Source organism: Brachybacterium avium, assembly GCF_002216795.1.
GTDB lineage: Bacteria > Actinomycetota > Actinomycetes > Actinomycetales > Dermabacteraceae > Brachybacterium > Brachybacterium avium.
In genome coordinates this window covers 1,478,464-1,504,210 of the sequence record NZ_CP022316.1, presented here as the reverse complement: position 1 = coordinate 1,504,210, position 25,747 = coordinate 1,478,464, and the positions used below count along the sequence as shown (strand labels likewise).

Genomic DNA, 25,747 nt, shown 5'->3' with positions numbered 1-25,747 from the left:
AGGCGTCGCGGGCAGGGGTGAGCGGGGTCACCACCTGGTGCTGAATGGAACCTACCGGACAAGCCGGGCTTTGCGGGTTCTTTCAGGCTCCCGTTGCCCTGTCGTGACCTTCTGCGTGGCGTGGTGGCTCTGAAGTCCCAGGTCGGGTCGATAAGGCGGGGCCCGTTCCGGCGGGTGCGGGCGTGTCGTGAGCAGAGTCGCGTCCGCGAGTTCGAAGTCGGGGCCGGGGAGCCGGTACACTCGTTCGCGACCCCTCGTGCGGTGTCATCTTGCTGAACTCCCCCAGGGCTTGACGGCAGCAAGGGCAGGTGAGCTCTGGCAGGTGCACGAGGGGTCGCTCCATGCCCGATGCGTCCGCTGGCCAGCGCTGCGCCGGATGCGTACCGTAGGAGGACCACACCGCTCCGGCCTCCAGGGGGACCCATGAGGATCCGCTCGACGACCCACCTCCCCCACGCGCCGGAGACGGTCCTGGACTGGCACGACCGGGCCGGCGCCCTGGTGCGCCTCACCCCGCCGGGCCTCGCCTCCGCGGATGACCCCGCCGAGGGCGGTATGGAGGCCGGCCGCCTGGTCACGGCGCATCTCGGCCCGCCGATGCTGCCCACGGCCCTGCGGCCGCAGTGGACCCTGCGGCACCTCGAGCACGACCCGCAGGGCCGTTTCGTCGATCAGCAGGTCCGGGGCCCCTTCCGCTCCTGGCGCCACGAGCACCGCATCGAGGCCGACGGCACGGGCACCGCGATCCACGACACCATCGACCTGGAGCTGCCGCGCGGGCTGACGCCCCTGGGGGCGACGGTCGAGTCGCAGGTGCGCCGCCTGCTCGGGTTCCGGGAGCGGCAGCTGCGCGATGATCTCGCCTTCCATGCCCGCTGGGCCGACCTGCCCCGCCGCACCATCGCCATCACGGGTTCCTCCGGACTGATCGGCACCCAGCTCGCGGCGCTGCTCGAGACCGGCGGGCACACGGTGCGCCGGATGGTCCGCGAGGACCAGGTGGGTCCCGGCGAGATCTCCTGGGACCCGAAGGCCGGGCACCTGGACCCGGCCGATCTCGACGGTGTGGACGTCGTCGTGAACCTCGCGGGCCGCTCGATCGCGACCCGCTGGACCCCGACCGCCCGACGCGAGATCCGCGATTCGCGCGTCAACGGCACCGCGCTCATCTCCCGCACCCTCGCCGGTATGCGCGACGGTCCCGCGGCCCTCGTCCAGGCCTCCGCGATCGGCGTGTACGGTCCGCGCCGCCCCGGGGAGCTGCTCACCGAGGCGGATCCCGGAGGGGAGGGTTTCCTCGCCGACCTGGTCCGTGACTGGGAGGGGGCGACCCGTGCCGCCGCCGAGGCCGGCGTGCGGGTCGCGCAGGTGCGCACCGGGATGGCGCTGAGCGATGGCGGCGGACCGCTGCCGCCCCAGCTGCCGCTGTTCCTGGCCGGGGCGGGCGGCCGGCTCACCGATGCCGACGCCATGACGTCGTGGATCTCGCTCGACGACATCGTGCGCACCTTCGCCCACGCCGCCCTCAGCGCCGAGCTGGCCGGACCGGTCAACGGGGTCGGGCCGGAGCCGGTCAGCGCCCGGGACTTCGCCCGCACCCTGGGGCGCGTGCTGCGTCGGCCCTCCCTGCTGCCGGTGCCGCCGCTCGGCCCGCGCCTGGTCCTGGGCGGCGCGGCCGCGGATGAGCTGATCCGCACCGATCAGGACGTCTCCGATGCGCGGCTGCGCGCCAGCGGCTTCGAGCCGGCTCACCGCACCCTGGAGGCGGCGCTGCGCCATGTGCTGCGGCGGTAGGCGGGGCCGTCCGGCTCAGAGGTGCTCGGCGGGGAGCTCCGAGAGCGTCCGCGCCTCGGCCGGGACCTCCTCGTCGCTGAGCTCCTGGGAACGCTCCGGGGCACCGGCCGGCTCCCTGCATGCGAGTGCATTGACCACGGCGGCGAGCAGCACCAGCGCGGCCGCGCCGACGGGCAGCCACATCGCGACCTGGGAGCCGGAGCTCTCGGCGACCGCCCCGGTCAGGGCCGACGCGGCGGACTGGCCGACGATCGTGGCCGAGCCGAGCATCGTCATCACGGTCGCCGAGCGGCCCAGCGGGGAGCGCTCCGCGGCCAGGCTGAACAGGGTCACGATCGTCGGGCCGATGCCGATGCCGGCGATCGCCATCGCCCAGATCAGTCCGGTGAGCCCGCCGGCGAGCCCGAAGCCGATCATGGCCGCGAGCATCAGGGAGGAGAACACCAGCCAGCGCGCGGAGAGGCGGAACCGCGCCGGGAACAGGGTGATGCTGAGGGCGAGGATCGTGGAGCCGATGCCCATCACGCCGTAGACCAGCCCGGCGGAGTCGCCGCGGCCCGAGTCGGCGAGGAAGGCCGTCAGCGAGGTCAGCACGGTGCCGAAGAACAGGCCGACACCGAGGGCGCCCGCGACCACCACCAGCACCGGGAGGGTGCGCAGCTCCCGGGCCGGGGCCTGGGCGACGGGCTCCTCGGAGGTGGGCGCCGCGACCTGCGCGGTGGGGTGCAGCGCGAACGCGGTGACGAACACCAGCGTCAGCACCGCGGCGCCGATCATGGGGGCGGCCGGGTTCAGGGTGGTCGCCAGCAGGCCCACCACCAGGGGGCCGAACACGAAGGCGGTCTCGTCGGCCGCGGATTCGTAGCCCATGGTGCCGTTCAGGCTGTGCGCCCGACGGGCCGAGGGCAGACGGGTGAGGATCAGCTGCACCAAGCGGGTGCGGGAGAACGGGCCGATCTGCGGGGAGGAGGCACCGATCAGGAAGCCGACGGCGAGCACGGCCGCATCGGGCAGCGAGCTGAAGGCGATCGCCGCCATCGCGAGCAGGGCCAGGGAGTTCACGATCCCCGAGACGAGGATGACCCGGCGCTGTCCGATCCTGTCGGCGGCGGCACCGAGCAGCGGGCCGATGAGGGCGGAGCCGAGGCCGACGACCGCGGAGTTCAGCCCGCCCAGCGCGATCGACTCGCGCGCCGAGACGACCAGGGTGAGGGTGCCGACCACCATCATCGCGAAGGGGAACCGGGCGATGAAGGCGATGGGGAAGTAGGCGGGGCCGGCCGCGCGGAACAGGGTGGTGGTGCCCTGCTGCGGCTCGCGGGAGGTCTGCTGAGTGGTCATCGATGCTCCGGACGGTGGGTGCCGCCTTGGACGATCCACACCGTGGACCCGAGGTAGATGCACTGCGATGGCCCGTGGAGCCGGGCCGGTCTGACGCTCCCAGTCTAGGAGATGCGGGATCGAGCGGCCAGGGACCGAGGCCTGGTGGTGCGCGGGTTCACGGCGCCGCCGCGCCTGCCTCGCCGCCGTGCCGGCCTCGTCCACGGGGGCGCATGCTCTCCCGGCTCGCCGATGGGAGGCCGCGCGGGGCGGGGTCGGCCGCGCGTCGGGTCCTCTGCAGACCCGGAGACCCGGCAGACGTGACACACCGCGGCGGGATGACGCGGATCCCCCGATCCGCACCAGTGATGATGCAGATCGGGGGATCCGATGCGCGCGCCGGGTTGGCGCCGGCTGGGTCAGACGTTCGCGGGCTGGGTGATGCGCTCGCCGTCGGCGGATTCGCCCTGAGGGGCCGTGGCGGGATCCGCGGTCTCCGCGTCGGCGGGGTCCTGGGCGACCTGCGCCTCCTCGGCCTGGATGGCCTGGAAGGAGGTCCGACGGGCGGCGTCGTACCGCGGACGGTCCAGGATCTGCTCGCGCTTGGAGACGATCACGGGCACCAGCGCCTGGCCGGTGACGTTCAGGGCGGTGCGGCCCATGTCCAGGATCGGGTCGATCGCCAGCAGTAGGCCGACGCCCTCCAGGGGCAGGCCCAGGGTCGACAGCGTCAGGGTGAGCATCACGGTCGCGCCGGTCATCCCGGCGGTCGCGGCGGAGCCGAGCACCGAGACCAGCACGATCAGCAGGTAGTCGGTGATGCCCAGCGGCACGCCGTAGAAGTTCGCCACGAAGATCGCGGCCAGGGCCGGGTAGATCGCGGCGCAGCCGTCCATCTTGGTGGTCGCGCCCAGCGGGACCGCGAAGGAGGCGTAGTGGCTGGGCACGCCCATCCGCTCGGTGACGGACTTGGTCATGGGCATCGTGCCGAGCGAGGAGCGGGAGACGAAGCCCAGCGAGGTCGCGGGCCACACGCCGCGGAAGAACGAGCCGATGGAGAGGCCGTTGAGCTTCAGCAGCACCGGGTAGACCACCAGCAGCACGATGGCCATACCGATGTAGACATCGGCCACGAAGACGCCGAGCTGCCCGAGCGCGTTCCAGCCGTAGCTGGCCACGGCGTTGCCGAGCAGGCCCACGGTGCCGATCGGGGCGAGACGGATGACCCACCACAGCAGCTTCTGGACGATCTCCAGGGCAGAGCCGGTGAACTTCAGGAACGGCTCGGCCTTCGCGCCGACGGAGAGCACCGCGATGCCCACGGCGATCGAGATCACCAGGATCTGCAGGGCGTTGAAGCTGATCGAGACGGAGCCGTCATCGCCCGCGGAGCCAGTGATGCCCAGGAAGTTCGAGGGCACCAGGCCGTTCAGGAAATCCATCCAGCCGCCCTGGGTGTCCGAGGCCTTGGCGGCGTCGGCCGTGACGCCGGAGTTCGCCCCGGGCGTGGTCAGGGCGCCGAGGGTGATGCCGATCGAGACCGCGATCAGGGCGGTGATCGCGAACCAGAGCAGGGTCTTCCAGGCCAGGCGGGCGGCGTTGGTGACGTTGCGGAGGTTGGCGATCGAGGTGACGATCGCGAGGAAGATCAGCGGCGGGACCAGCGCCTTCAGCAGGGTCACGAAGATCGAGCCGATGGTCTGCAAGGTGGTGGTCAGCCAGTTCGCGCCGTCACCGCCGTCTTCGCCGGCACCGGGGACCGGGCCCATCTGGGCGGCGACGAGGCCGAGGATCACCCCCAGGATCAGGCCGATCAGGACCTGCCAGCCGAAGGGGATGCCGACGATGGCGCGCAGCGGGTTGCGCCGGGTCGGGGTGGCCGTGGGGGAGGGGGTGGAGATGCTCACGGGAAAGGACGCTACGCGGCTGGCGGGCCGACATCAAGGATTTTGTGAGGGGTCACAGTAGATGAACTTATGGGTCGCGGGGTTGCGCCAATCAGCGCGAGGGTCAGTGCTGCGCCGCGAGGTCCGCGCGCTTCCTGCTGCCGCTGCTCGGCCTCGGTGCGCTGTTCAGCGGCCTGCTCGACCCGCTGGTCGAGTGGATCGAGGCCCGGCTGCGGCCTCTGCTCGAGGCGATCGCGCGAGCGACGGCACCGCCGCGGGAATGGATCGCGCAGCTGCTGCAACCGGTGCAGGACTTCCTCGCTGCGCTGCTGCGGCCGGTGCGAGATCTGGTGGAGTGGCTTCTCGGGCTGCTGCCGGAGATCGCACTGCCCTTCGGCGTGCCCGGCTGGGTGGTGGACGTGCTGGTGGCGGTGATCGTGGTGGTGGCGGTGTTCTCAGCCACCCATCGGGGTCTGAAGGAGCGCAGGGAGAAGCTCGCGGCGACGAGGGAGGCCGGTGGCGGCGATCCGGACGAGGCCCGTTCCAGCCGTTCGTGACCTGCGCACCTGCTTCCCGCGATCTGCGCTGTACAGGGAGCCGGGATGCCGCGATTCGGTCAGAGGTCCTGGATGAAGCGCATCACCTCGTCCATGACCTCCTCCTGGGTGCTCCGCGGGGGTGCGGCGTACGGCGCGTCGCCGAGGGCGGCGGATGCCCGGTCGAAGAAGTCGGCGGAGACGAGGACGGCCCGGCGTCGAACCCCTCTGCTCGTGACGATGACGGGCTCGCGCTGCGCTCGCTCGAGATGCTCACTCAGATGGGCGCGGAAGTGCGCCGAGGACACGGTTGTCATGCGAGAAACCCTTACATCATGTACATGATGTCGCGACTGCCGGGGAAGGAATGTGGATCCCGGCGGCGCGGCAGATCCGCACCACGGACGCGTCGGACCACATCACGAACGTGCGGGATCACACCGCGGGCCGGGGGCGCGCGGAACCGCGCTAAGGGGTGCGGGGGCGCGCGGGATCACCTCGTGGGAGCGCCCGGGACCAGGCAGTGGGGCCGTTCGGGATCGGGCCGTGGGTCGACGGGCAGAGTTCGGGACCGGCGACGGCGACGAGGACCCGTCTCGCCCCGGGGATCTCGCACCGTTCCTCCACAGCGGGACTTCTCCCCAGCGGCGGGGAACGTGGGCGGCCTCGACTAGCCTGTCGGGGTGGCCATCGCTCTGTACCGTCGTTACCGCCCGGAGTCCTTCGCCGAAGTGATCGGCCAGGACCATGTCACCACGCCCCTGCGGCGTGCGCTGCGCGCGGGACGGATCGGTCATGCCTACCTGTTCTCGGGGCCTCGCGGCTGTGGCAAGACCACCTCGGCGCGCATCCTCGCTCGCTGCCTGAACTGCGCCCAGGGGCCGACGGACGAGCCGTGCGGCCAGTGCGATTCCTGCCGCGACCTCGCCACCGGTGGCTCCGGCAGCCTCGACGTGGTGGAGATCGATGCCGCCAGTCACGGCGGTGTGGACGATGCCCGCGAACTGCGCGAACGAGCCTCCTTCGCACCGGTCCGCGACCGCTACAAGGTGTTCATCATCGACGAGGCCCACATGGTCACCTCCGCCGGGTTCAACGCCCTGTTGAAGCTGGTCGAGGAGCCGCCCGAGCACGTGAAGTTCGTCTTCGCGACCACGGAGCCGGACAAGGTCATCGGCACCATCCGCTCGCGCACCCACCACTACCCCTTCCGGCTGATCCCGCCGCAGGTGCTGGGCCCCTACCTCGAGGAGGTCTGCGCCGCCGAGGGCGTTGAGGTCGGGGAGGGCGTGATGCCGCTGGTGGTGCGCGCCGGCGGCGGTTCCGCACGTGACTCGATGTCGGTGCTGGACCAGCTGATGGCCGGCGCCGGTGACGACGGACTGGATTTCTCGACCGCGATCGCGCTGCTGGGCTTCACCGACACCGCGCTGCTGGACAGCGCCATCACCGCCGTCGCCGAGCGCGATGCGGCCGCGCTGTACTCGGCGGTCGAGCACGTGCTGGCCACCGGCCATGAACCGCGCCGCTTCGTCGAGGACCTGCTGGAGCGGATGCGCGACCTGATCGTGCTCGCCGCGGTGCCGGACCGCGGCGCCGACCTCCTGCCGCAGGTTCCGGCCGACGAGCTCGAGAGCATGCGCGGCCAGGCCGCGCTGTTCGCCCCGGCGGATCTCTCGCAGTGCGGTGACCTGGTCCACGAGACCCTGTCGACGATGAGCGGAGCGACCTCGCCCCGGCTGCATCTCGAACTGCTCGCGGCGCGGCTGGTGCTGCGCGACGAGCGGGCCGCGCTGGCGGCAGCCGGCGCCCCGGCCCCGACCAACGATCAGCGTGGCGGTGCGCCTGCCGGCGGCGGGCCGTCCGGTGCTGCGCCGCCTCCTGATGCGTCGTCGGGGGCGTCGGGAGCTCGTGATCAGGCGCGGCGTATCGCCCAGGAGAAGGTCGAGGCCGCCCGGCAGGCCCGCGGCGGTCGCGGCGGCGCGGCGGCAGCGCCCGCGAGCGCTCCCGCCTCCGCGCAGCCTCGCGCCCCCGAGCAGCCTCCCGCCCCGGAGCGGCAGAGTGCAGCGCCCGCCGCGCAGGGCACAGCGCCCCGACCGCAGGCCACTGCACCCGCGTCGAGTGCTCCGGCGGCCCCGGCGGAGCCCTCCGCCGCGCCTCCGGCGCAGGCGCCGTGGGGAGACTCTGCACCGCAGGCCTCGCAGCAGGCCCCGCACCAAGCCCCTCCGCAGTCCACGGGGCGCGACGCCGGGCCTCAGCGGCCGCCGGCAGGGAACGCGGCAGCGACAGAGCCGCCGACACCGAACGCGGCAGCGCCGCAGACTCCACCCTCGGTGCAGCCTGCAGCGGGCGGCGGGATCGATGCGGATCAGGTGCGGGGCAACTGGTCCGCGATCCTCGACGAGCTGCAGCAGATCCGTCGTCCCAGCTGGGCGCTGATCTCCCAGAACGGTCATGTCAACGGCGCACACGGCGGCACGCTGGTGATCGGCTTCCGCACGGACGGTCTGGTCAACGCCTTCCACCGCGGCACCGCCGCGCAGAACCTGGCCGATGCCGTGCGCCGCATCATGCACGTCGAGGTCACCATCGAGGCCGTGGTCGGTGACGATCCCGGTCCCGGCCCCGGCAATGCCCCGAGCCCAGGATCGCCCGGACCCGGCAGCGCCGCCGGTGGTGGCGGGCCTGAGAGCAGTGGCCCGGAGTCATCGGGTGGAGCGGGCGGTCCGGGTCGCCCCGTCGGAGACAGCACGAACGGCGGTGCTGCTGCTGGCCAGGTGCAGCACGGACCGAGCCCCGACGTCCAGGCGGCAGCTCCGCAGCCGACGGGGGCCTCCGGTCAGTCCGAGGAGCAGACCCCTGTCCGCTGGGGAGATGCCGTCACTGCGACGGCCCCGCGCGAGCCCGCGCCCGCGCCCGCCGCCAGTCCCGAGGAGCCTCCGACGGCATCGGCGGGCCAGCGTGCCTCCGAGCGGGCGATGCGGGCTGCGGAGCGGGCCGCACGCACCAGCCGTCCCGGCTCGACGGCCGAGCGGATCGAGGACTTCCCGCCGGAGCCCGACGATCCCTTCCCGCCGGATCCTCAGGACAGCTACCAGCCCCGGCACCCACAGGACGACTATCAGCCTCAGAACCCGCAGCCGACCGGCGCTGCGACTGCGGAGGCCGCAGCGGCCGCAGCCGGCTCGGCTCCGCACGGGGAGATCGCCGAGGTGGAGGACGAGGGCCGCGACAGCCTCCCGCCCGAGGAATCCCGCACCTACGGACAGCGGGCATTGCGCCGCGCGATCGCTGAAGGTCGCGTCGTCCGCTCCCGCCCCACGCAGGGCCACGGCGCGGGCGCTGGTGCCTCCGATGCCGGTGACACCCGGGCAGAGCCCCCCGGCGCTTCGGCGGGAGATGCCCCGCTAACGGACGGGCCGGGGAGCGGCACCGGGCGTCCGGCGCTGCAGACGGCTGCTCCCGCGGAGCCGGGCTCCGCCGGCGGTGCGGCATCGGCCGACGCCGCACCAGCGTCTCCCGGCCCAGGAGCCTCCGCGTCCGCCCGTGCCGCCGCGTCGTGGGGGACCGCCGCCACCGTCCCCGCCGCCACGAACTCTGCCGCGACCAGCCCCGCCGCGACCAGCCCTGCCGCGACCGGCCCTGCCTCGCAGTTACCGCCCCGAGCCCTGCAGGCGGCTCTCCTGCGGCGGCCCCGCGCAGCGGTGCCGCTTTGGTGCGCGAGGCGGCGCAGGCCTCCCGCGATGCCGGCCAGCGCGTCGGGGGGCTGCGTGGCGTCACACGTGCGGAACCGGCCGCGGACATCGACCCCACCGGTGGCGCGACGCGCGACGACGAGGACGCGGTGGTCGCCACCCGCAACGGCCGCGAGGTCGTCGAGAAGCTGCTCGGCGGCAAGGTCCTCGAGATCATCGACGAGAACCGGAACTACTAGCCGCGGAAGCGCGCGCGGCCACGCAGCCTAACTCAGGCCTCGCGCGGCTCGAGCAGGCTGAACAGGTCGGTGCGCAGCGTCGCCGGGTTCACCTGCGGTGACGGCTGGGTCACGTAGAACTCCCAGAACGGGTAGATCATCTGCTCCTCCGACTCGCCGATGCCCTCGGTGAAGGCGCCCCACTTCTCGGCCAGCCCTCCGTACCCGCCGATGTGCGAGGTCCAGGCCACGCGGCCGGCCGGCAGCACCGACCCGGTCACCTCGAAACCGCTGGGCAGGGTCAGGGGCTCGGTCAGCGGCCGGTCGAGCGGGAAGCCCACCTCCAGGTCGGCGGTGGAGACCGGGGCGCGGTGATGCAGCGCGAACGCCGGACCGATCGGGCTGAGCCCGACCCCCTCCAGCGCCGCGGCCAGGTACGAGAAGGTCCCGTCCATCAGGGACGGCATCTCATGCATCGGGAAGCTCCGCTGCGCGACGACAGCCGTGGGCACCTCGGGCGCCTGGGCCACCCGGCAGTCGGTGGCCGGCTCTGCGGCGTCATACGGAGACGGCATCGACGACATCGGTCCACGTCCTGTTCAGAGTCGACAACGGGCCGTGCCGGAGAGCTACGACCCGCACTGACGGTACCGCGCCCACCCGGGCGCCGCCACCGCTCAGGCGGCGGGTGGGTAGTGAGGGTCGCGGCCCACGCCGGCGAGGTCCAGGGCCAGCTCGCAGAACATCGAGTTCGACCAGGAGAACCACTCCCGGGTGAACGTCGTCGGCTCATCGATGTGGACGCCCTCGTGCATCATCCCGGTGCCGCCATCGGTGCGGATCAGCTGGGCCAGGATCCGCAGCTGCTCCTCGCGGTCCGCGGTGGTGAGCCCTTCGATGGACTTCGCGATCGGCCAGACATGGTCCTTCGGCGTGTGCGGGGAGCCGACCCCCTCCAGGAACAGCCCCGCGTAGTAGTACGGGTTCTCCCGCGACAGCACGGCGGCGCGGGTCGCGATCTGCACCGGATCCTCGACGTCGACGCAGCCCAGGTACGGCAGGGACAGCAGGCTGGGCACGTTCGCGTCGTCGAGGAAGCGATGCTCGCCGCGGCCGTCGATCTCGTACGCCCAGATCGGTTGCCCCTCGGGCCCGTCGATCAGCGCATGCTCCCTCAGCGCCGCCCGGATCTCGCCGGCCCGCAGCCGGGCCTCGGCCGCCTCCGCAGGCGCGCCCGCGACCTGCTCGAGCAGCTCAGCCAGGCGTTCCAGGGCCAGGGCCAGGAAATGGTTGCCCGGGATGTTAAAGCCCAGCTCGCAAGCATCGTCCGAGGGGCGGAAACCCGCCCACACCAGCCCGTTCGGGGTGGTCAGGCAGCCGCGACCCTCGCGGGCGAGGGTGTCCTGGGAGGGGGCTCCGGTGCGGCGGAAGACGTACTGCGAGCGCTCCTCGTGATGCTGCTCGGTGGCGACGGTGGCGAGGATCGCCCGGGCTGCGGGCAGGAAGCGCTCATCCGCCCAGGAGGTGTCGCCGGTCGCCTGCCACAGCCGCCAGGCCAGGTCCGGTCCGTAGGAGAGCGAGTCGAGCTCGAACTTGCGCTCCCACGCCCAGGGGTTCTCGAACTCCGTCTCGTCCTCATCCCAGTGCGCGGAGTCCGGCAGCCGGTTGAAGGCGTTGGCGTAGGGGTCGATCTCCAGGTACTGCCAGTGGCGTCGCAGCAGTCCGCTGAGCAGGCTGACCAGCACGGAGCGGTCCTCGTCGGCGCCGATGCCCGCCGCCACCAGGCGCAGCAGCGGTGAGAGCTGCGCGGCGGAGTCCCGCAGCCACATCGCCGGGATGTCCCCGGTGATCACGAAGGTGGTGCCGTCCTCCTCGACGCTCACGGTGGTCTCGGCCGTGTTGCGCAGGTACGCGACCACCCGGCGGGCGATCTCTTGGTCAAGGGCGCGGTCGGTGCCGTCCAGTTCGGTGCCGTCGAGGTCGGCGAGACCGCTCAGGACCCGGTCATGGACCGCGTCGAGCAGGGGGGAGGGCAGGGTGGCCACGTCACTCCTCAGCGAGGTCGGTCTGCCGGGCGCTCTCGGGCGGGAGCCGGCATCGTCGAGGTTCACTGTATCGGGGCCGGGCCGGGAGCTGCACATCCGGGATCCGCTCACAGTCCCGGGCCTGCAGACCTCGCCGGTCGGCCCGGACAACTACAGTTGGGGCCGTGTACGAAGGCATCGTCCAGGACCTCATCGACGAGCTCGGCAAGCTGCCGGGCATCGGCCCCAAGTCGGCGCAGCGGATCGCATTCCATCTGCTGGACGCCGACGACGCCGCTGTGCGCCGACTCGCGGAGGTGCTGGTCCAGGTCAAGGACACGGTGCGCTTCTGCGAGATCTGCGGGAACGTCTCGGCAGACGAGCGCTGCCGCATCTGCACCGACACGCGCCGCACCGACGAGGTGATCTGCGTGGTCGAGGAGTCCAAGGACATCGTCGCGATCGAGAAGATCCGTGAGTTCAAGGGCCGGTACCACGTGCTCGGCGGCGCGATCGACCCGATCGGCGGGGTGGGACCGAACGACCTGCGCATCACCCAGCTGATGAGCCGCCTGGGCTCGGGCGAGACCCAGGAGGTGATCCTGGCGCTGGATCCGAACATCGAGGGCGAGGCCACCTCGGCCTACCTCTCGCGCCTGCTGGGACCGCTCGAGCTCACCGTCACCCGGCTCGCCTCCGGCCTGCCGGTCGGCGGCGACCTGGATTACGCCGATGAGATGACCCTGGGCCGCGCGTTCCTGGGCCGCCGTTCCGTCTGAGCTCAGCGCCCGTCCATGACCTCTCCCCATGCCCGCCTGCTGCCGCCGCTGAGAGATCTGCCCGCGCCGCCGGAGCTGCCCTTGGACTCCCCCTCCCTGGTGCCGCCGGGAGAGATCATCGCCGAGTCCCAGGCCGCGCTGCGGCGGCGTCTGCTGCGGATGCTGTGGGCACCCGCCCTGGTGCTGCTGGGCCTGTGGTACCTGCTGCTGGTGCTGTACGTCTCCGGTGCCTCGCCCACCTTCTGGTTCGTCGCGCTGCTGGGCGCGCTGGCGGATCCGAGCTTCCTGGAGACCGCGATCCGCAGCCTGGGCTTCACCAGGGCCGGCCTGGGGACCGCCTTCCTCGTGCTCCCGGCCGCCGCGACGCTGCTGAGCGTGCCCACCGCGCTGCTGGCACCCTCGCTCCTGGCCGGGGTCCTCCCGCGCCGCTTCCTCAGCGAGCACGCGTTCCAGCGAGCAGTGGCCACCCGGATCACGGCGATGCTGATGCTCCCGCCGGTCCTGGTCGTGCTGCTGCTGCCGCTGTCCGTGCTGCTCGAGGTGCCGCAGCCCTGGTCCGGGTTCGGGGCCGGGCCGCTGTCCTCCTGGTGCCTGGCGCTCGGGGCGCTCCAGGTCGCCTGGCTGCTGGTGCGCCGGTGCGTCCCCGCCTCGAAGCTGCTGGGGATCACCGATGCCGAGGTGCTGGCCACCACCTCCCGGATCGACCGTGACCTCGGCAGGCGTGCCGCAGCGGCGGCGCAGGTGCGGGCGCAGGACCGCCGCCACCTGCCCCCGAACCTCGGCACTGCGGTGCTGGGCGGTGCCGGCACGCCCCGCGGCGCCCTGCGCGCGCTGGGCCTCATCGCCCGCTCGAGCCTGAAGTGGGTGGTGCCGGCCGCGGTCGGCACCGGGTGGGTGATCTTCGGGATCACCGACATGGTCACCGTGTTCTCCCGGTTCGCCAGCACCGACCTGACGCAGATGTCCTCCCCGCTGCACTGGCCGCAGCTGGTGGTCGCCGCCCCGATCGCCGGGCTCGTGCTGCTCGGCCTGGCCCTGTCCCCGGCGCTCGCGGTCATCCTGTCCGCCACCCAGCGCGATCAGGTCAGGGATCAGCGCACCCATGAGGACTGGGCGCATCGCGCCCGGGTCAATCCGTGGGAGGCCCGCGCCGTCGCCTTGACCGGCTGGTTCGCTGCGGGCTGGATGCTGCTGGGGGCGATGCTGGCAGCGCTGGCGCTGCAGCTGCTGCAGATCGCGACCGCCCTGAGCTGGGTCTGGATCGTGATGATCGTGCTGGTGCTGGCACCGTTGCAGGGCCTGGCCGCCGCAGCCGCGATGCGCTCCGGACTGCGGGACGTGCTGTACGGCCCGGCCGGTCGCTACATGCGGCGCGAGAGCCCGTATGCGCTGGTTGTCCCCGATATCGGGACCCGCACCGACCGCGCCGGGGACCCGGCGGTGCGGGCCGCGCTGCGCCGACGGCTCCAGGCCGGGGCGGGTGACCATGCCCTGGAGCTCCTCGACCTCGACGCCGCCGGCGAACAGCTCTGGGTGGATGCCAGCATGCCGGGGGCGGCCGACACCGCCGTGCGCGAGGCCGACCTCGCCCGCGGCACCCTGCCGGACTTCGGTGGCGAGGGCTCGGCCTTCACCGGCGGCGGGCAGGTGCCCGCGGAGATCGCTGCCCCGCAGGAGGGCATCCCGGACTCGCTCGCCGAGCTGCGGGACCGCCGCGGCTGAGACCCGGGACGAGAGCGGACGCGCTGCCGGACGCGCTGCCCGCGCCTCCGTCCGGGCGCGGTGGGCCCGTCCTCAGGCGATGCGGGTGCCCGTGCCCAGGCGCCGGATCGGCACCGCGAGCCTCCGGACCGCCACCGCCAGCGACACGCCCCCGGCGAGCATCCACAGCCCCAGCCCCATCGGCCAGATCGGCCGGTTCGGGGGCTCGCCGAGGTTTTCGGGATATCCGCTCTCACTCGGGTCGCAGAAGTTGTGGTGTGCAGGATGAGTGATCGTGGCGGCGGTGCGCACACCCGTCTTCAGCATGCGCAGCGCGTCCAGGTTCTCGTCCTCATCGTCCCAGGTGGGTATAGGCAACGGCGGGGCGGTCTCGGCCAGGAGGACCACCGGGTTGCCCCACAGCAGCGGCATGGTCAGATCGATCCGCGGGACAGTGCTGCTCTCGGTCTGCGACTCGCACCGGCCCGGTCCGGACACCACGTCAGTCTCGAAGGACGAGTAGTAGTTCGTCACCTCCCGGTCCTGCTGGAGGAAGATCGCCGAGCTGCCCCAGGCGACCGGCAGCACCACTGTCACCCCGAACACGATCACATAGGCCAGGACCACGGAGCCGAGCTGCCGCTGGGTCACCGCGGAGAGGCCCAGCCCGACGGCGGTCACGCACAGCGTGAGCAGCACGATCACCAGCAGGATGCGCAGGAGGTACCACGGGCTGATGTGGCCCAGCAGTGCGATCGGCACCACCGACGGCAGGGCGAGCACCAGAAAGGCGAGCCCGGTGAGGAAGCCGGCCAGCAGCTTGCCGAGCACGATCTCCAGCGGGCTGAGCAGGCTCGCCTGCAGCGTCGCGAGCGTGCCCGCAGTGCGGTCGCCGTTGATGGAACCGGCCGAGAGCGCCGGCACCACCAGCAGCATCGCGAACAGCACCAGGATGATCTGGAGGCTGAACACCATGGCGGCGATCGGCTCCAGAGCGTCCCACTGCGCCGTGTACAGCGTCGGGGCCAGTGCCAGCGCCCCGATGCCCAGCATCACCAGGGTCCAGGCCGCGAGCGCTATGTACCAGCGCGCGGTCCGTACCCGCTGCCGCAGCTCGAGCGAGGTCACCAGCCACAGCCCTCGGGGCCGCAGCGCGAGGGCGCCGTTCAGGGCGCGGCCGCGGCCGACGGGGGGCGAAGCGGTGGGCATGCTCATCACGGGGCTCCTTCACGGTGGGCGGCGTCCGAGGCGAGATAGGCGGCCTCGAGCCGCCCGGTCGCCGGGCCGAAGCCGATGATCCGTGCATCGGCGGTGGTGAGATCCGTCAGCAGGCGGGCGGCGGTCGCCTCGTCGGGCAGCTGCACGAGCGCCTCGGCGTGGCCGGAGGTGGTGTGCTCGGGAGCGAGCACCTCGCCGTGCCGCGCCCCGAGCCTGTCCAGCGCCTTGACCAGCCGCTGCCGGTCCAGCGACGCGATCCGCCAGGACCGGGGGCGAGCGGCCAGCTCGCGCACGCTCGAAGCGTCCACCACCCGCCCGTCGTCCATGAACACGACGTGGTCGGCCATCTCCTCGAGCTCGCTGAGGATGTGGCTGGAGATCAGCACGGTGGTCCCGGCGGCGGCGAGCGAGCGCACCACCTGCAGCAGCCGGCGGCGCGAGGCGGGGTCGAGCCCGGAGGCGGGCTCATCGAGGATCAGCACCGAAGGGGCGTGGATCAGGGCGCGCGCCAGGCCCAGCCGCTGCTTCTGGCCCCGGGAGAGCACATGTGCGGGCTGCTGGGCGAGGGAGCCCAGGTCCATCAGCTGCAGCAGCTCGTCGACCCGCTGGCGCCGCTGTGCGCTGGGCAGGAAGTAGGCCCGGCCCATCACCTCGAGCACCTCGGCGACCCGCAGCGATTCCCAGGCCCCGAACTGGTCCGGCATCCAGCCGACGCTCGCCCGCACGGTCGGGGAGTCGATCGACGGATCCACCCCGTCGATCAGCACCCGGCCGGAGTCGGGGGACAGCAGGGAGGCGAGCATCAGCATCAGGGTCGACTTGCCGCAGCCGTTGGGCCCCACCAGCGCCGTCACCGCGCCGCGCGGTGCGGTGAAGCTCAGGTCCAGCACCGCCTGCACGCTGCCGAAGGCACGGGAGACGTGCTCGGCGACGATGCCGGCAGCGGGCTCCGCGATGCCGCTGGCCTCAGACCGCGGCGACGCGGGCCCCGATCCCGGGGGATCCTCCGGCCCGTAGGCGTAGTCGCCTGCGTCCTGCGGTGCCCGCGGCCCCTGTTCCCGGCCCCGGCCCCGGTCCGGTGATGTGCTCTGCGTCATGGGCACACGATTGCATGTGATCAGGGGAAAAGGGAGGGACGACCGGGTACATCCGGGGAAGGCATCGTGAGGGAGCGGTGGAGGGGCTCGGTCAAGCGCCCGCGCGGGGCGACCTCACCCGGCCATGGCGGCGTTGCCCTCCTCCTGGGCCTGCGGGATGCCCTCCTCGGCGGAGAGGCGGCCGATGAAGACCTCCTGGAAGATCGGGATCGCAGCGGTGAGACCGGCGTTCGCGCGCGCACCGGTATCGGCCTCGGCGGCGTTCTTCGCGGCCTCCACGAAGATGCTGACGTCCACGCCCTTCTCGTCCCAGAAGTCGAGGAACGCGTCCTGCGCGTCCACGTGTCCGGGGAAGGAGACCCCCTTCTCGGCCAGGGGCAGCTGCCCCTCCTTGGAGCCCAGCCAGGTCAGCAGCTCGGTGATGCCGTCCTGCTGGGCCTCGTCGGCCTTCGCATTGCCCACGGCGACCACGCCGTGGACCAGGGACTTCGCCCCGGCCGGTCCGGCCACGGGCGCTGCCAGGGCCCATTCGAAGGAGTCGTCCACGCCCTCGGCGATCGGCAGCAGGTTGTACGGACCGGACTGGAACAGGCCGAGCTTGCCCTGGGTGAACAGGTCGCGGCTGAAGTCGCCGTTCTCGTTGGTGTCGGCGGCGCTGGGGGCGATCTGGTCGACGTTGACGAGGTCGGCCATGTACCCGAACGCCTCGATGCCCTCGGGGGAGGCGAAGACGTACTTGTCGTCCTCCTGCCACTGGGTGCCGTTGGAGGCCAGCATCGGGCCGATGATCGCCTGCCGGTCGGCCTGCGAGTTGAAGCCGAACTGCTCCCGGGAATCGGCATCGAAGCCGTCCTCGCCCGGGTGCTTACCGGCGCCGTCGACCGTCAGCTCGGTGCCGGCCTCCCGCAGCGAATCGCTCTCCGCGGTGGGGTCGAAGGCCAGGGCCGACGGGTCCACGCCCGCCTCCTCGACCAGGGCCTTGTTGTAGAACAGGGCGATCGAGTCCCAGATCTGGGGGACGCCCCAGAGACCGCCGTCGCGGGTGTAGAGCTCCACCACCGACTGCTCCCACTGGGCTGCCCCGTCGGGAATCACCTGGTTGATGTCCAGCAGCGCCTCGGAGTCCTTGTACTGGACGAAGTTGGCGGAGTTCATCCAGTAGACGTCGGCCGCGTCCCCGCTGGCCACGTCCAGCGGCAGTCGCGTCCAGTAGTCACCCCACGGCACCACGTCGATATCCACGTTCCAGCCGCTGGACTCGGTGAAGGCGGTGAACGACTCCTCGTAGGCGGGCACCGCGTTCTGGTCCCAGAGCCGGAAGGTGAGCGTGCCCTTGTCCCCGCCGGTGCTGCCGCCGGCGTCGCTGCCGCCGCTGCCGGCGCCGCCGGAGCCGCTGTCGCTGGAGGGGGAGCAGGCCGCGGCGGTGCCGAGCAGGCCGGCGGCGGCGAAGGACGAGAGGAGAGTACGATGCTTGAGCATGGGAGCCCCTTCCGGGAAGACGTGTGATCCCATCATCAACCATCTGCCCCGGCAATGGGGGATCGGGAGTCCCCGGAAGTCCCCGGAAGTCCCCGGAGGTCCGCAGATGACGCTGATCAGCGCAGCGTGGTGTCGCCGACGGAGCTGGTGATCTGCTTCTGGAACACGATCATCAGCAGCACCAGCGGCAGCATCGCCAGGGTCGTCCCCGCCATCACCAGGGTCCAGTTGTTGTTGTACTGGGATTGCAGGGCGGAGGTCGCCACCGTGATCACCCGCCACTCCGGGCCCGAGGTGATGACCATCGGCCACATGAAGTTGTTCCAGTGCGTGACCACGGTGATCAGCACCAGGGTCACGATGATCGGGCGGTTCAGCGGCACCACCAGGTGCCACAGCAGGCGCAGGGTGCCCGCGCCGTCGATCCGCATCGCATCCATCAGCTCGCTGGGCACGCCGCGGAAGTTCTCCCGCAGCAGGAAGATCGCGTACGGGGAGCCGAGCACGAAGGGCAGCACCAGCGCCCAGAAGGTGTTGCGCAGCCCCACCTCGCTCATCATCAGGTACAGCGGCACCACCACGACCACCTGCGGCACCATCAGCGTCGCCACGTACACCCAGAACAGCAGGTCGCGGCCGGGGAAGCGGAGCTGGGCGAAGGCATAGGCGGCCAGCACCGAGAACACCATCTGACCCACCAGGATCACCGCGACCATCTGCACGGTGACCACCACCGGGGTGACGAAGCCGCCCGAGCCGGCCGAGGGCGTGAACAGGCCGAGGAAGTTCTCCAGCACCGCCGGGGCCGGGAACGACAGCGGGCCCTGCTGCGCGAACTGCCGCGTGGAGGTGAACGCCGTCATCACGGAGAACAGGAACGGGCCCAGCGTCAGCACCGCGGCCGCGGCGAGCACCAGGTAGGTGGCGAGGTGGGCGAGCAGCCGGCGCGCCAGCAGGGACCCGGTGAGCCGGTGCGGTCGGCGGGACGGGCTGCGATTCGCGGGCGCGGCGCCCGGACGGCGCTGCGCGGGAACCGGCGCGGGCGCGCGGGGTGCGGGGTCGATGGTCATCTCGTCTGCTCCTCTCAGCTCATGTCGTAGGTGATGCGGCGGGAGAACCAGCGCTGCTGGGCCACCGTGATCAGCACCAGCAGGAGGAACAGGATCACCGCGACCGCGCTCGCGCGGCCCAGGCGGCTGGAGACGAAGGCCTCGTTGTAGATCAGCGAGGCGATCACCTCGGTGCGGTGCTGGGGCCCGCCGCCGGTGAGGGCGAAGACCATGTCGAACACCTGGAAGCTGGCCACCACCTGCGTGACCGCGAGGAAGAACGTGGTGGGCCGCAGCAGCGGGATGGTCATGAACCACAGCTGCTGGGCGGGCCCGGCGCCGTCGATGCGGGCCGCCTCGTAGATCGAGCCGGGGATGCGGGTCAGGCCCGCCTGGAAGAACAGCGAGATGTAGCCGACGTTCTGCCAGATCGCCACGAACGCCACCGCGGGCAGCGCGAGCGAGGGGTCGGTGAGCCATTCGATCCGTACGCCGAGGATCTGGTTCAACGCGCCGACGGACGGCTGGAAGATCCATTTCCACACCACGCCCAGCGCGAGCGGCGCGCATACCCAGGGGATCACCACGATCACCCGCACGATCGCGGAGCCCGGCAGGGCCCGCACCAGCTGCGTGGCGAGGATCAGCCCCAGCGCCAGCGACAGCGGCACCGAGATCAGGGTGAAGATCCCGGTCACCAGCAGCGAGTTGGGAAGAGCGCCGTCCGACAGCAGGCTCTGGTAGTTCTCCATCCCGATGAACCGCCGGGTGCCCAGCAGGTCCCAGCGGAACAGGGACACGACGAAGGCGAGCACCACCGGCAGGATCAGGAAGGCGCTCACGCCGATCAGGCTGGGAGCGATCAGCAGCCAGCCCAGCAGGGGCCGACGGGCGTTCATCGGTCCCGGTCCCGGTGCGGTGGGGGCGGAGGAGTCACCAGCTCACGGTATAGCAGGGCGCCGCGCGGCGGCGCAGTGGACCGGCGGCGGATCGGGCCGGGGGTGCCCGTCGGGGACGGGCACTCGATTACGCTCGGCACATGAGCTCAGCGACGGATCCCGCAGCCCGTGGCACAGCGGTCACCGACCCCCATGCCAGCATCTACGACCACGGCTTCGTGCGGGTGGCGGCCGTGACCCTGCCGGTCGCGCTCGCCGATCCGGCCACCAACGCCGAACGGCATCTGGAGATGCTCGGCGAGCTGCACGAGCAGCAGGTGGGCGTGGCCGTCTTCCCCGAGCTGTCGCTGACCGGGTACTCGCTGGATGACCTGGTGATGCAGGAGCCGCTGCTGGACGCGGCCGAGCAGGCCCTGGCCGAGCTGGTCGAGGCCAGCCGCGAGCTGATGCCGCTGATCGTCGTCGGTGCTCCGCTGCGGGCCACCGACCGCAGCCGGGTGTTCAACTGCGCGATCACGATCCATCGCGGCGAAATCCTCGCCATCCACCCCAAGCAGAACCTCGCCACCTACCGCGAGTTCTACGAGCGCCGCTGGTACGCCCCGGGCGATGACGCCGACGGAGTGGGCGTCAGCGTGCTCGGCGGTGAGCACGTGCTGACCCCGCACTCGCTGATCACCGTGCCGGATCTGCCGGGGCTGACGCTGTTCGTGGAGATCTGCGAGGACATGTGGGTGCCGATCCCCCCGTCGGCCGAGGCCGCGCTCGCCGGCGCCACCGTGATCGCCAACCTCTCGGGTTCGCCGATCACCGTCGGCCGGGCGGAGGACCGCAAGCTGATGGCCCGCTCCGCCTCCGCCCGCTGCCAGGCCGCATACCTCTACGCCGCCGCGGGGGAGGGAGAATCCACCACGGACCTCGCCTGGGACGGCCAGACCTTCGTGTACGAGTGCGGTGACCTGCTGGGCGAGTCCGAACGCTTCCCGCAGGGGCCGCGCGCCACGATCGTGGACGTGGACCTGGACCGGATCGTCGCCGAGCGCCGCCGCCAGAACACGGTCGACGACAATCGCCGCACCCACGCCGCCTCGCTCGAGAAGTACAGCTCATGGGCCGCCACGCAGCTGTTCGAGCCCGAGCCGTACCTGGTGTTCGACGAGGACGTGGTCGAGGCCTCCGCCGACGACGACGCCGAGGAGATGGCACCCGTGGCCGAGGTGCGGCGCCCCGCGACCGGCCCGCTGCGTCGAGACCTGCACCGCTTCCCCTTCGTGCCCGATGACCCCGCTCGCTTAGCGCAGGACAGCTACGAGGCCTTCTCCATCCAGGTCGCGGGGCTGGTGCGCCGGCTCTCCGCGATCGGCGGCGGCAGGCCCGGCGGGACCCGGCCCGTGCTCGGGTCTCCGGCGGGCTGGACTCCACCCATGCGCTGCTGGTCTGCGCGCGGGCGATGGATCAGCTGGGCCGCGACCGCTCCGAGATCCTGGCGTTCACGATGCCCGGCTTCGCCACCACCGAGCACACCCGCTCCAATGCGGAGCTGCTCTCGCGGGCGATCGGCGCAAGCTTCGAGACGATCGACATCCGCCCCGCCTCCACCCAGATGCTGAAGGACATGGGCCATCCCGCCGGCAGCGGCGAGGAGGTCTTTGACGTCACCTTCGAGAACGTCCAGGCCGGGATGCGCTACGACTACCTGTTCCGCCTGGCCAACCACCACGGCGGGATCGTGGTGGGCACCGGCGACCTCTCCGAGCTGGCCCTGGGCTGGTGCACCTACGGGGTGGGCGACCAGATGGCCCACTACGGCGTGAACGCCGGGGTGCCCAAGACCCTGATCCAGCACCTGATCCGCTGGGTGATCGCCGAGGGGCTGTTCGACCAGGAGACCGCAGCCCTGCTGCAGGCGGTGCTGGACACCGAGATCTCCCCGGAGCTGATCCCCACGAAGACGGGGGAGAAGGCGCAGTCCACCGAGGACTCGATCGGCCCCTACGCGCTGCATGACTTCACGCTCTACCACCAGCTGCGCCGTGGCTACGGCCCCGCGAAGATCGCCTATCTCGCCCACCAGGCCTGGGGCGATGCGGCCACCGGGCAGTGGCCCGCCGGATACGTCGACGATGACAAGCGGGCCTACTCCCGCGCTGAGATCAAGCATTGGCTGACGGTGTTCACCCGGCGCTTCTTCTCCAACCAGTTCAAGCGCTCCGCCATGCCGAACGCCCCGAAGGTGCTGGCCGGCGGCTCGCTCTCACCGCGCGGCGACTGGCGGATGCCCTCGGAGGTCACCTCGAAGGCCTGGCTCGCCGAGATCGAGCGCGAGGTGCCGGGGGACTGACGCCGCGCGCCCCGGGGCGCGCTGTCGGCAATGGGCCGCTGGTGAGATGAACCGGCTATATAGCCAGCTCACCTCACCAACGGCCCGTCCGAGACAGGGTGACGGCTCAGGAGCCGTCGGCGATGGCCTGTTCGAACTCCTCGCGGATCTTGTCGCCGCCGGCGCTCTTCCAGCGCTCGATGGCGGACTTGACGTCGTCCAGGCTGTTGCGGCCGAGGATGTACCCCGTCGAGGCATCCGTGATCGGCTGGTTGATGGTCGTGGACCGCTCATCGGTCTCGGAATAGAACCCGAGGGTCGGATCCTCCATCAGCATCGGGACGAGCTTCTTCTGCAGCTCGCTCTGGGCCTTCAGGGCGTCGTCGACGCGCTTGGGCCAGAACAGGACGGCCGGCGGGGCGCCGAGGTACTTGAGGTTGATCCCCAGCTCATTGGTCCCCTGCGAGGTCAGCTCGGGCTGGCCCTTGGAGTCCACGGTGTAGTCCGTGTCCTTGACACCGAAGTTCTGGTCGAAGTACTCCGTGGAGCCGAAGGGGGCGGCGCAGTAGTTGATGAAGCGCAGCAGCATCTTCACGCGCTCCTCGTCCAGACCCTTCTTGATCGCCGTGAACGAGAACGCACCGGCGCCCTGGTAGTTGATCGGCTCGCCGCCGTTGGCCGAGAACGGGGTCATGGCGCCGAAGGACAGATCCTGGTGATCGGCCTGGTTGGCGGCCCACCACGCCAGACCGTCCGTGCGCATGACGACGTCGCCGGAGATGAACTTCGCAGCTGTCTCCGCGGACTGTATGGAGGGGGAGTCCGGGTGGAACAGGCCGGCGTCCCAGAGCATCTTCTTGAAGTCGAGGGCCTCGAAGAACTGGTCGGTCTCGTGGCTGGCGGTCAGTGCGCCGCCGTCGAGCTCCCAGTTGTTGGGCACCCCGAACATCGGGCCGATGATGTTGTCGAGCCAGTCCACGCCGGTCGCGACGGAGTACCCGGTCAGGGCGTACCTGCCTGCCTTCGCGTCGGTCAGGTCCTCGCACAGCGCGACGAAGTCGTCCTTGGTGGTGGGCTCGGGATCCAGGCCCATCTCCTCGATGAGATCCAGCCGCTGGAACAGGACGTTGCCGAACGGCGGGCGCGGCAGCGGGGTTCCGATCAGGCGGCCGCCGATGCGGCAGGTCTTCCACGCGTACGCGGGCAGGTTGGCGATGTTCGGATAGTCGTTGACGGCGTCGCCGGAGAGGTGATCGGACAGGTCCGTCCACTGCGACTGGGACAGCTGCGGCAGCTTCGGCAGGCCCATGAAGACGGGCACCTGCATGAGGTCCGGCAGGTCGCCGCCGGCCATGATCGTCGGGAACTTGGTGGAGAAGTCGTTCGCCGGGACGATCTGCGGCGTGTACGTCAGATTCGTCTTCTCGTTGATCATCTGCCAGTAGTCGTTCGAGTCCATCGGCACCGGCGGCTGGCCGTAGGTCAGCGCGAGCGCCTTGACCTCCGAGCCGTCGCCGATCTCTCCCTCGACGGAGGTGGTGGCGTTCTCCGGATAGGTGAAGTACGCGGGGGCGACGCCGTCGGCGGTGCCGGGGATATCGGGTTCGGGCACGTCCGTGCGCTCGGTGTACGTGGGCCAGTCGGCGACCTCGCCGTTGCTCGCGGCACTTCCGCCGCCGGAGCCGTCGCTGGAGCAGGCGGTCAGACCTCCCCCGAGGGCGACACCGCCCAGAGCGGCGGAGACCAGGAGATGGCGACGCGTGGGTGTGAGGGACATGGTGGAACTCCTTGTTGTGGGATCAACCCTTGACGGCGCCGGTGAGGACGCCCTTGGTCATGTGTCGCTGGAGGAACGGGTAGACGCAGAGGATCGGGATCACGGCGATCACGATCACCGCCATCTGGACGGAGGCTGCGGGCGGCGGGGTCGTCGAGCCGGTGTCGACGACCAGGGGCGCGCCCTGCAGCACGTAGGTGCGCAGGACCAGCTGCAGCGGCCACTTGGCGCTGTCCTGCAGGTAGAGCAGGGCCTGGAAGAACGCGTTCCAGTAGCTGACCGCGTAGAACAGGCCCACCACCGCGATGACCGCCCGCGACAGGGGCAGCATGATGCGGCTGAAGATCCGCCACTCCGAGGCGCCGTCGATCCGGGCGGCGTCCAGCAGCTCGGCGGGCACGTTCATGAAGAAGCCGCGGACGATGACGATGTTGAACGCGTTCACCGCGACCGGCAGGATCAGCGAGGCGTACTGGTTGAGCAGCCCGAGCTCCTTGACCATGAGGTAGACGGGAATGATGCCCGGGCTGAACAGGAACGTCAGCAGGATGAAGCCCAGGATCGGCCCGTGGAACAGCGAGCCCGGGCGCGAGAGCGCGTAGGCGATGAGCGTCGTGGAGATCAGGCTCAGGGCGGTGCCGACGACCGTGACCCCGATGCTGACCAGCACCGACCGGGTGACCACGCCCCCGGAGAGGATCGCCTCGTAGGCCCGGAAGGAGATGTCCGTGGGGATGATGACGTAGCCGCCGCTGCGGGCGAGCTGCTCGGGGCTCGCAAGGCTGGTCGAGACCACGATGAGCAGCGGTACCAGGATCGCTGCGCAGACCATCACCATGGTCAGGCCCTTGGCGAAGACGGCGAAGGCTGAGGGACGGCCCTGCCACGGCGGCCGCTGGTACTTCGCTGCGCGGGGCGCGCGGCTGCCGTGGCGCTCGAGAGCGATGGTCGCATCGGAGGCGGCGTCGGTGGCGGGTGCTGCGGGGGCGGTCTTCCCGGCGGTCATCGCGGGCTCCTCTCGTAGATGCCTGATTCGCCGAACATGTGCGCGGCCTTGTTGGCGGCCAGCACGAGGACCAGGCCGATGACGCCCTTCAGCAGGCCGGCGGCGATGCCGAGGCTCCAGTCGCTGGCGACCACGCCGTTGTAATAGACGTAGGTGTCGAGGACCTCGGCGGCGGCCGGCCCGACCGCGTCCCGCTGCAGCAGGATCTGCTCGAAGCCGACGTTCAGCGCCTCACCGAGGCGCAGGATCAGCAGCAGGATGATGATGGGACGAATGCCGGGGAGCGTGACGTGCCAGAACCGGGACCACGCACCGGCGCCGTCGATCGCGGCGGCCTCGTAGAGACTGTTGTCGATCGCGGCGAGGGCGGCGATGAAGATGATGGTTCCCCAGCCCGCGTCCTTCCAGATCACCTGGGAGGTCACCAGCAGCTTGAACGTGGTGGGGTTGGTGAGGAAGTCGATGGTGCTCCCACCGTTCTCCAGGATCATCCGGTTGACCACGCCGGTCGAGCCGAGGATCTGCTGGAACAGCCCCACCACGATCACCCACGACAGGAAGTGGGGGAGGTAGAGCACCGACTGCACGACGGTGCGCAGGTACGGACGGGTGACCGAGTACAGCAGCACTGCCAGCAGGATCGGGACGGGGAAGTAGAGCACCAGGTTCAAGGTGGTGATCTGCAGCGTGTTGACCAGGGCGGACCAGAAGCGCGGATCGCTGAACAGGCGCTGGAAGTTCTCCAGTCCCACCCAGGGGCTCTGGTGGATCGGGATGAACGGGACGTAGTCCATGAACGCGATGACGTTCCCGAGCAGCGGGATGTAGGTGAACAGCAGCAGCAGCACCACCGCGGGCACCGCCATGAGGAGCAGCGGGTAGTCCCTGCGCAGTTTGACCGCGAAGGGGGTGCGCCGTACCGCTCGCGGCGTCGTGGTCGAGCTCATGA

At 71.2% G+C, this 25,747-nt stretch carries 18 protein-coding genes, 1 other RNA gene and 1 pseudogene; 7 read left to right on the top strand and 13 right to left on the bottom strand.

Going from position 1 to position 25,747, the window contains the following annotated elements; genetic code table 11:
• Positions 1–245: 245 nt before the first annotated feature.
• Both ffs and CFK39_RS06800 read left to right on the top strand, forming a co-directional pair.
• An RNA gene (ffs, locus tag CFK39_RS06805) (signal recognition particle sRNA small type) lies at positions 246–342 on the top strand.
• Positions 343–423: 81 nt separating this feature from the next.
• The gene (locus CFK39_RS06800) at positions 424–1,794 is read left to right on the top strand and encodes a TIGR01777 family oxidoreductase (protein ID WP_089064832.1); all 1,371 of its coding nucleotides are present in this window, start codon (positions 424–426) and stop codon (positions 1,792–1,794) included.
• A gap of 15 nt (positions 1,795–1,809) precedes the next feature.
• On the opposite strand, the gene CFK39_RS06795 is transcribed toward CFK39_RS06800, so the two are convergent.
• Both CFK39_RS06795 and CFK39_RS06790 read right to left on the bottom strand, forming a co-directional pair.
• Entirely contained in the window at positions 1,810–3,135 is a 1,326-nt protein-coding gene (locus CFK39_RS06795) for an MFS transporter (RefSeq protein WP_089064831.1), read from the bottom strand.
• A 398-nt stretch (positions 3,136–3,533) separates the two neighbouring features.
• Complete coding sequence (locus CFK39_RS06790; RefSeq protein ID WP_089064830.1) at positions 3,534–5,021, bottom strand: dicarboxylate/amino acid:cation symporter; 1,488 nt, start codon at positions 5,019–5,021, stop codon at positions 3,534–3,536.
• A gap of 284 nt (positions 5,022–5,305) precedes the next feature.
• Here CFK39_RS06790 and CFK39_RS06785 point away from each other — a divergent pair, with 284 nt between their 5' ends.
• Positions 5,306–5,557, top strand: a complete 252-nt coding sequence (locus tag CFK39_RS06785; RefSeq protein ID WP_089064829.1) for a hypothetical protein — start codon at positions 5,306–5,308, stop codon at positions 5,555–5,557.
• A gap of 59 nt (positions 5,558–5,616) precedes the next feature.
• Here CFK39_RS06785 and CFK39_RS06780 read toward each other — a convergent pair whose 3' ends face one another.
• Complete coding sequence (locus CFK39_RS06780) at positions 5,617–5,853, bottom strand: type II toxin-antitoxin system Phd/YefM family antitoxin (protein WP_089064828.1); 237 nt, start codon at positions 5,851–5,853, stop codon at positions 5,617–5,619.
• 366 nt (positions 5,854–6,219) lie between these two features.
• Between CFK39_RS06780 and CFK39_RS06775 the strand changes: the two genes are divergently transcribed.
• Positions 6,220–9,501, top strand: coding sequence for a DNA polymerase III subunit gamma and tau (locus tag CFK39_RS06775; protein ID WP_157697094.1), 3,282 nt, complete (start codon positions 6,220–6,222; stop codon positions 9,499–9,501).
• A gap of 1 nt (position 9,502) precedes the next feature.
• Here CFK39_RS06775 and CFK39_RS06770 read toward each other — a convergent pair whose 3' ends face one another.
• Together CFK39_RS06770 and CFK39_RS06765 are read right to left on the bottom strand one after the other, a co-directional pair.
• Positions 9,503–10,033 (bottom strand): GyrI-like domain-containing protein, encoded by a 531-nt coding sequence (locus CFK39_RS06770; protein WP_089064827.1) that lies wholly within the window; start codon positions 10,031–10,033, stop codon positions 9,503–9,505.
• 93 nt (positions 10,034–10,126) lie between these two features.
• Positions 10,127–11,494: a glycoside hydrolase family 125 protein gene (locus tag CFK39_RS06765; protein ID WP_089064826.1), complete on the bottom strand. Its 1,368-nt coding sequence runs from the start codon at positions 11,492–11,494 to the stop codon at positions 10,127–10,129.
• A gap of 164 nt (positions 11,495–11,658) precedes the next feature.
• On the opposite strand from CFK39_RS06765, the gene recR reads away from it, so the two are divergent.
• Positions 11,659–12,252, top strand: a complete 594-nt coding sequence (gene recR, locus CFK39_RS06760) for a recombination mediator RecR (protein WP_089064825.1) — start codon at positions 11,659–11,661, stop codon at positions 12,250–12,252.
• Positions 12,253–12,267: 15 nt separating this feature from the next.
• A complete protein-coding gene (locus tag CFK39_RS06755; protein ID WP_089064824.1) occupies positions 12,268–13,974 on the top strand; it encodes a hypothetical protein in 1,707 nt (568 codons plus the stop codon).
• 72 nt (positions 13,975–14,046) lie between these two features.
• Here CFK39_RS06755 and CFK39_RS06750 read toward each other — a convergent pair whose 3' ends face one another.
• The 5 genes from CFK39_RS06750 to CFK39_RS06730 all read right to left on the bottom strand — a co-directional run bounded on the left by CFK39_RS06750 (position 14,047) and on the right by CFK39_RS06730 (position 19,695).
• On the bottom strand, positions 14,047–15,168 hold the full coding sequence (locus CFK39_RS06750) for an ABC transporter permease (RefSeq protein ID WP_089064823.1): 1,122 nt from the start codon (positions 15,166–15,168) through the stop codon (positions 14,047–14,049).
• The gene (locus CFK39_RS06745; protein ID WP_089064822.1) at positions 15,168–16,268 is read right to left on the bottom strand and encodes an ABC transporter ATP-binding protein; all 1,101 of its coding nucleotides are present in this window, start codon (positions 16,266–16,268) and stop codon (positions 15,168–15,170) included. Before CFK39_RS06745 ends, CFK39_RS06750 begins: the two co-directional genes overlap by 1 nt.
• Before the next feature lie 114 nt (positions 16,269–16,382).
• On the bottom strand, positions 16,383–17,747 hold the full coding sequence (locus CFK39_RS06740; protein WP_089064821.1) for an extracellular solute-binding protein: 1,365 nt from the start codon (positions 17,745–17,747) through the stop codon (positions 16,383–16,385).
• Positions 17,748–17,863: 116 nt separating this feature from the next.
• Entirely contained in the window at positions 17,864–18,817 is a 954-nt protein-coding gene (locus CFK39_RS06735) for a carbohydrate ABC transporter permease (RefSeq protein ID WP_245822960.1), read from the bottom strand.
• Between the two features lie 14 nt (positions 18,818–18,831).
• A complete protein-coding gene (locus tag CFK39_RS06730; protein ID WP_089064820.1) occupies positions 18,832–19,695 on the bottom strand; it encodes a carbohydrate ABC transporter permease in 864 nt (287 codons plus the stop codon).
• 140 nt (positions 19,696–19,835) lie between these two features.
• Here CFK39_RS06730 and CFK39_RS06725 point away from each other — a divergent pair.
• Positions 19,836–22,036: pseudogene (locus CFK39_RS06725) on the top strand (NAD(+) synthase).
• Between the two features lie 106 nt (positions 22,037–22,142).
• On the opposite strand, the gene CFK39_RS06720 reads toward CFK39_RS06725, so the two are convergent.
• Genes CFK39_RS06720 through CFK39_RS06710 form a run of 3 tightly spaced genes read right to left on the bottom strand, consistent with a single transcriptional unit; the run spans position 22,143 to position 25,745 of the window.
• Entirely contained in the window at positions 22,143–23,792 is a 1,650-nt protein-coding gene (locus tag CFK39_RS06720) for an extracellular solute-binding protein (protein WP_089064819.1), read from the bottom strand.
• 22 nt (positions 23,793–23,814) lie between these two features.
• A complete protein-coding gene (locus CFK39_RS06715; RefSeq protein WP_089064818.1) occupies positions 23,815–24,798 on the bottom strand; it encodes a carbohydrate ABC transporter permease in 984 nt (327 codons plus the stop codon).
• On the bottom strand, positions 24,795–25,745 hold the full coding sequence (locus CFK39_RS06710) for an ABC transporter permease (RefSeq protein ID WP_218192270.1): 951 nt from the start codon (positions 25,743–25,745) through the stop codon (positions 24,795–24,797). The genes CFK39_RS06715 and CFK39_RS06710 overlap by 4 nt, the downstream gene beginning before the upstream one ends.
• Positions 25,746–25,747: the final 2 nt, after the last annotated feature.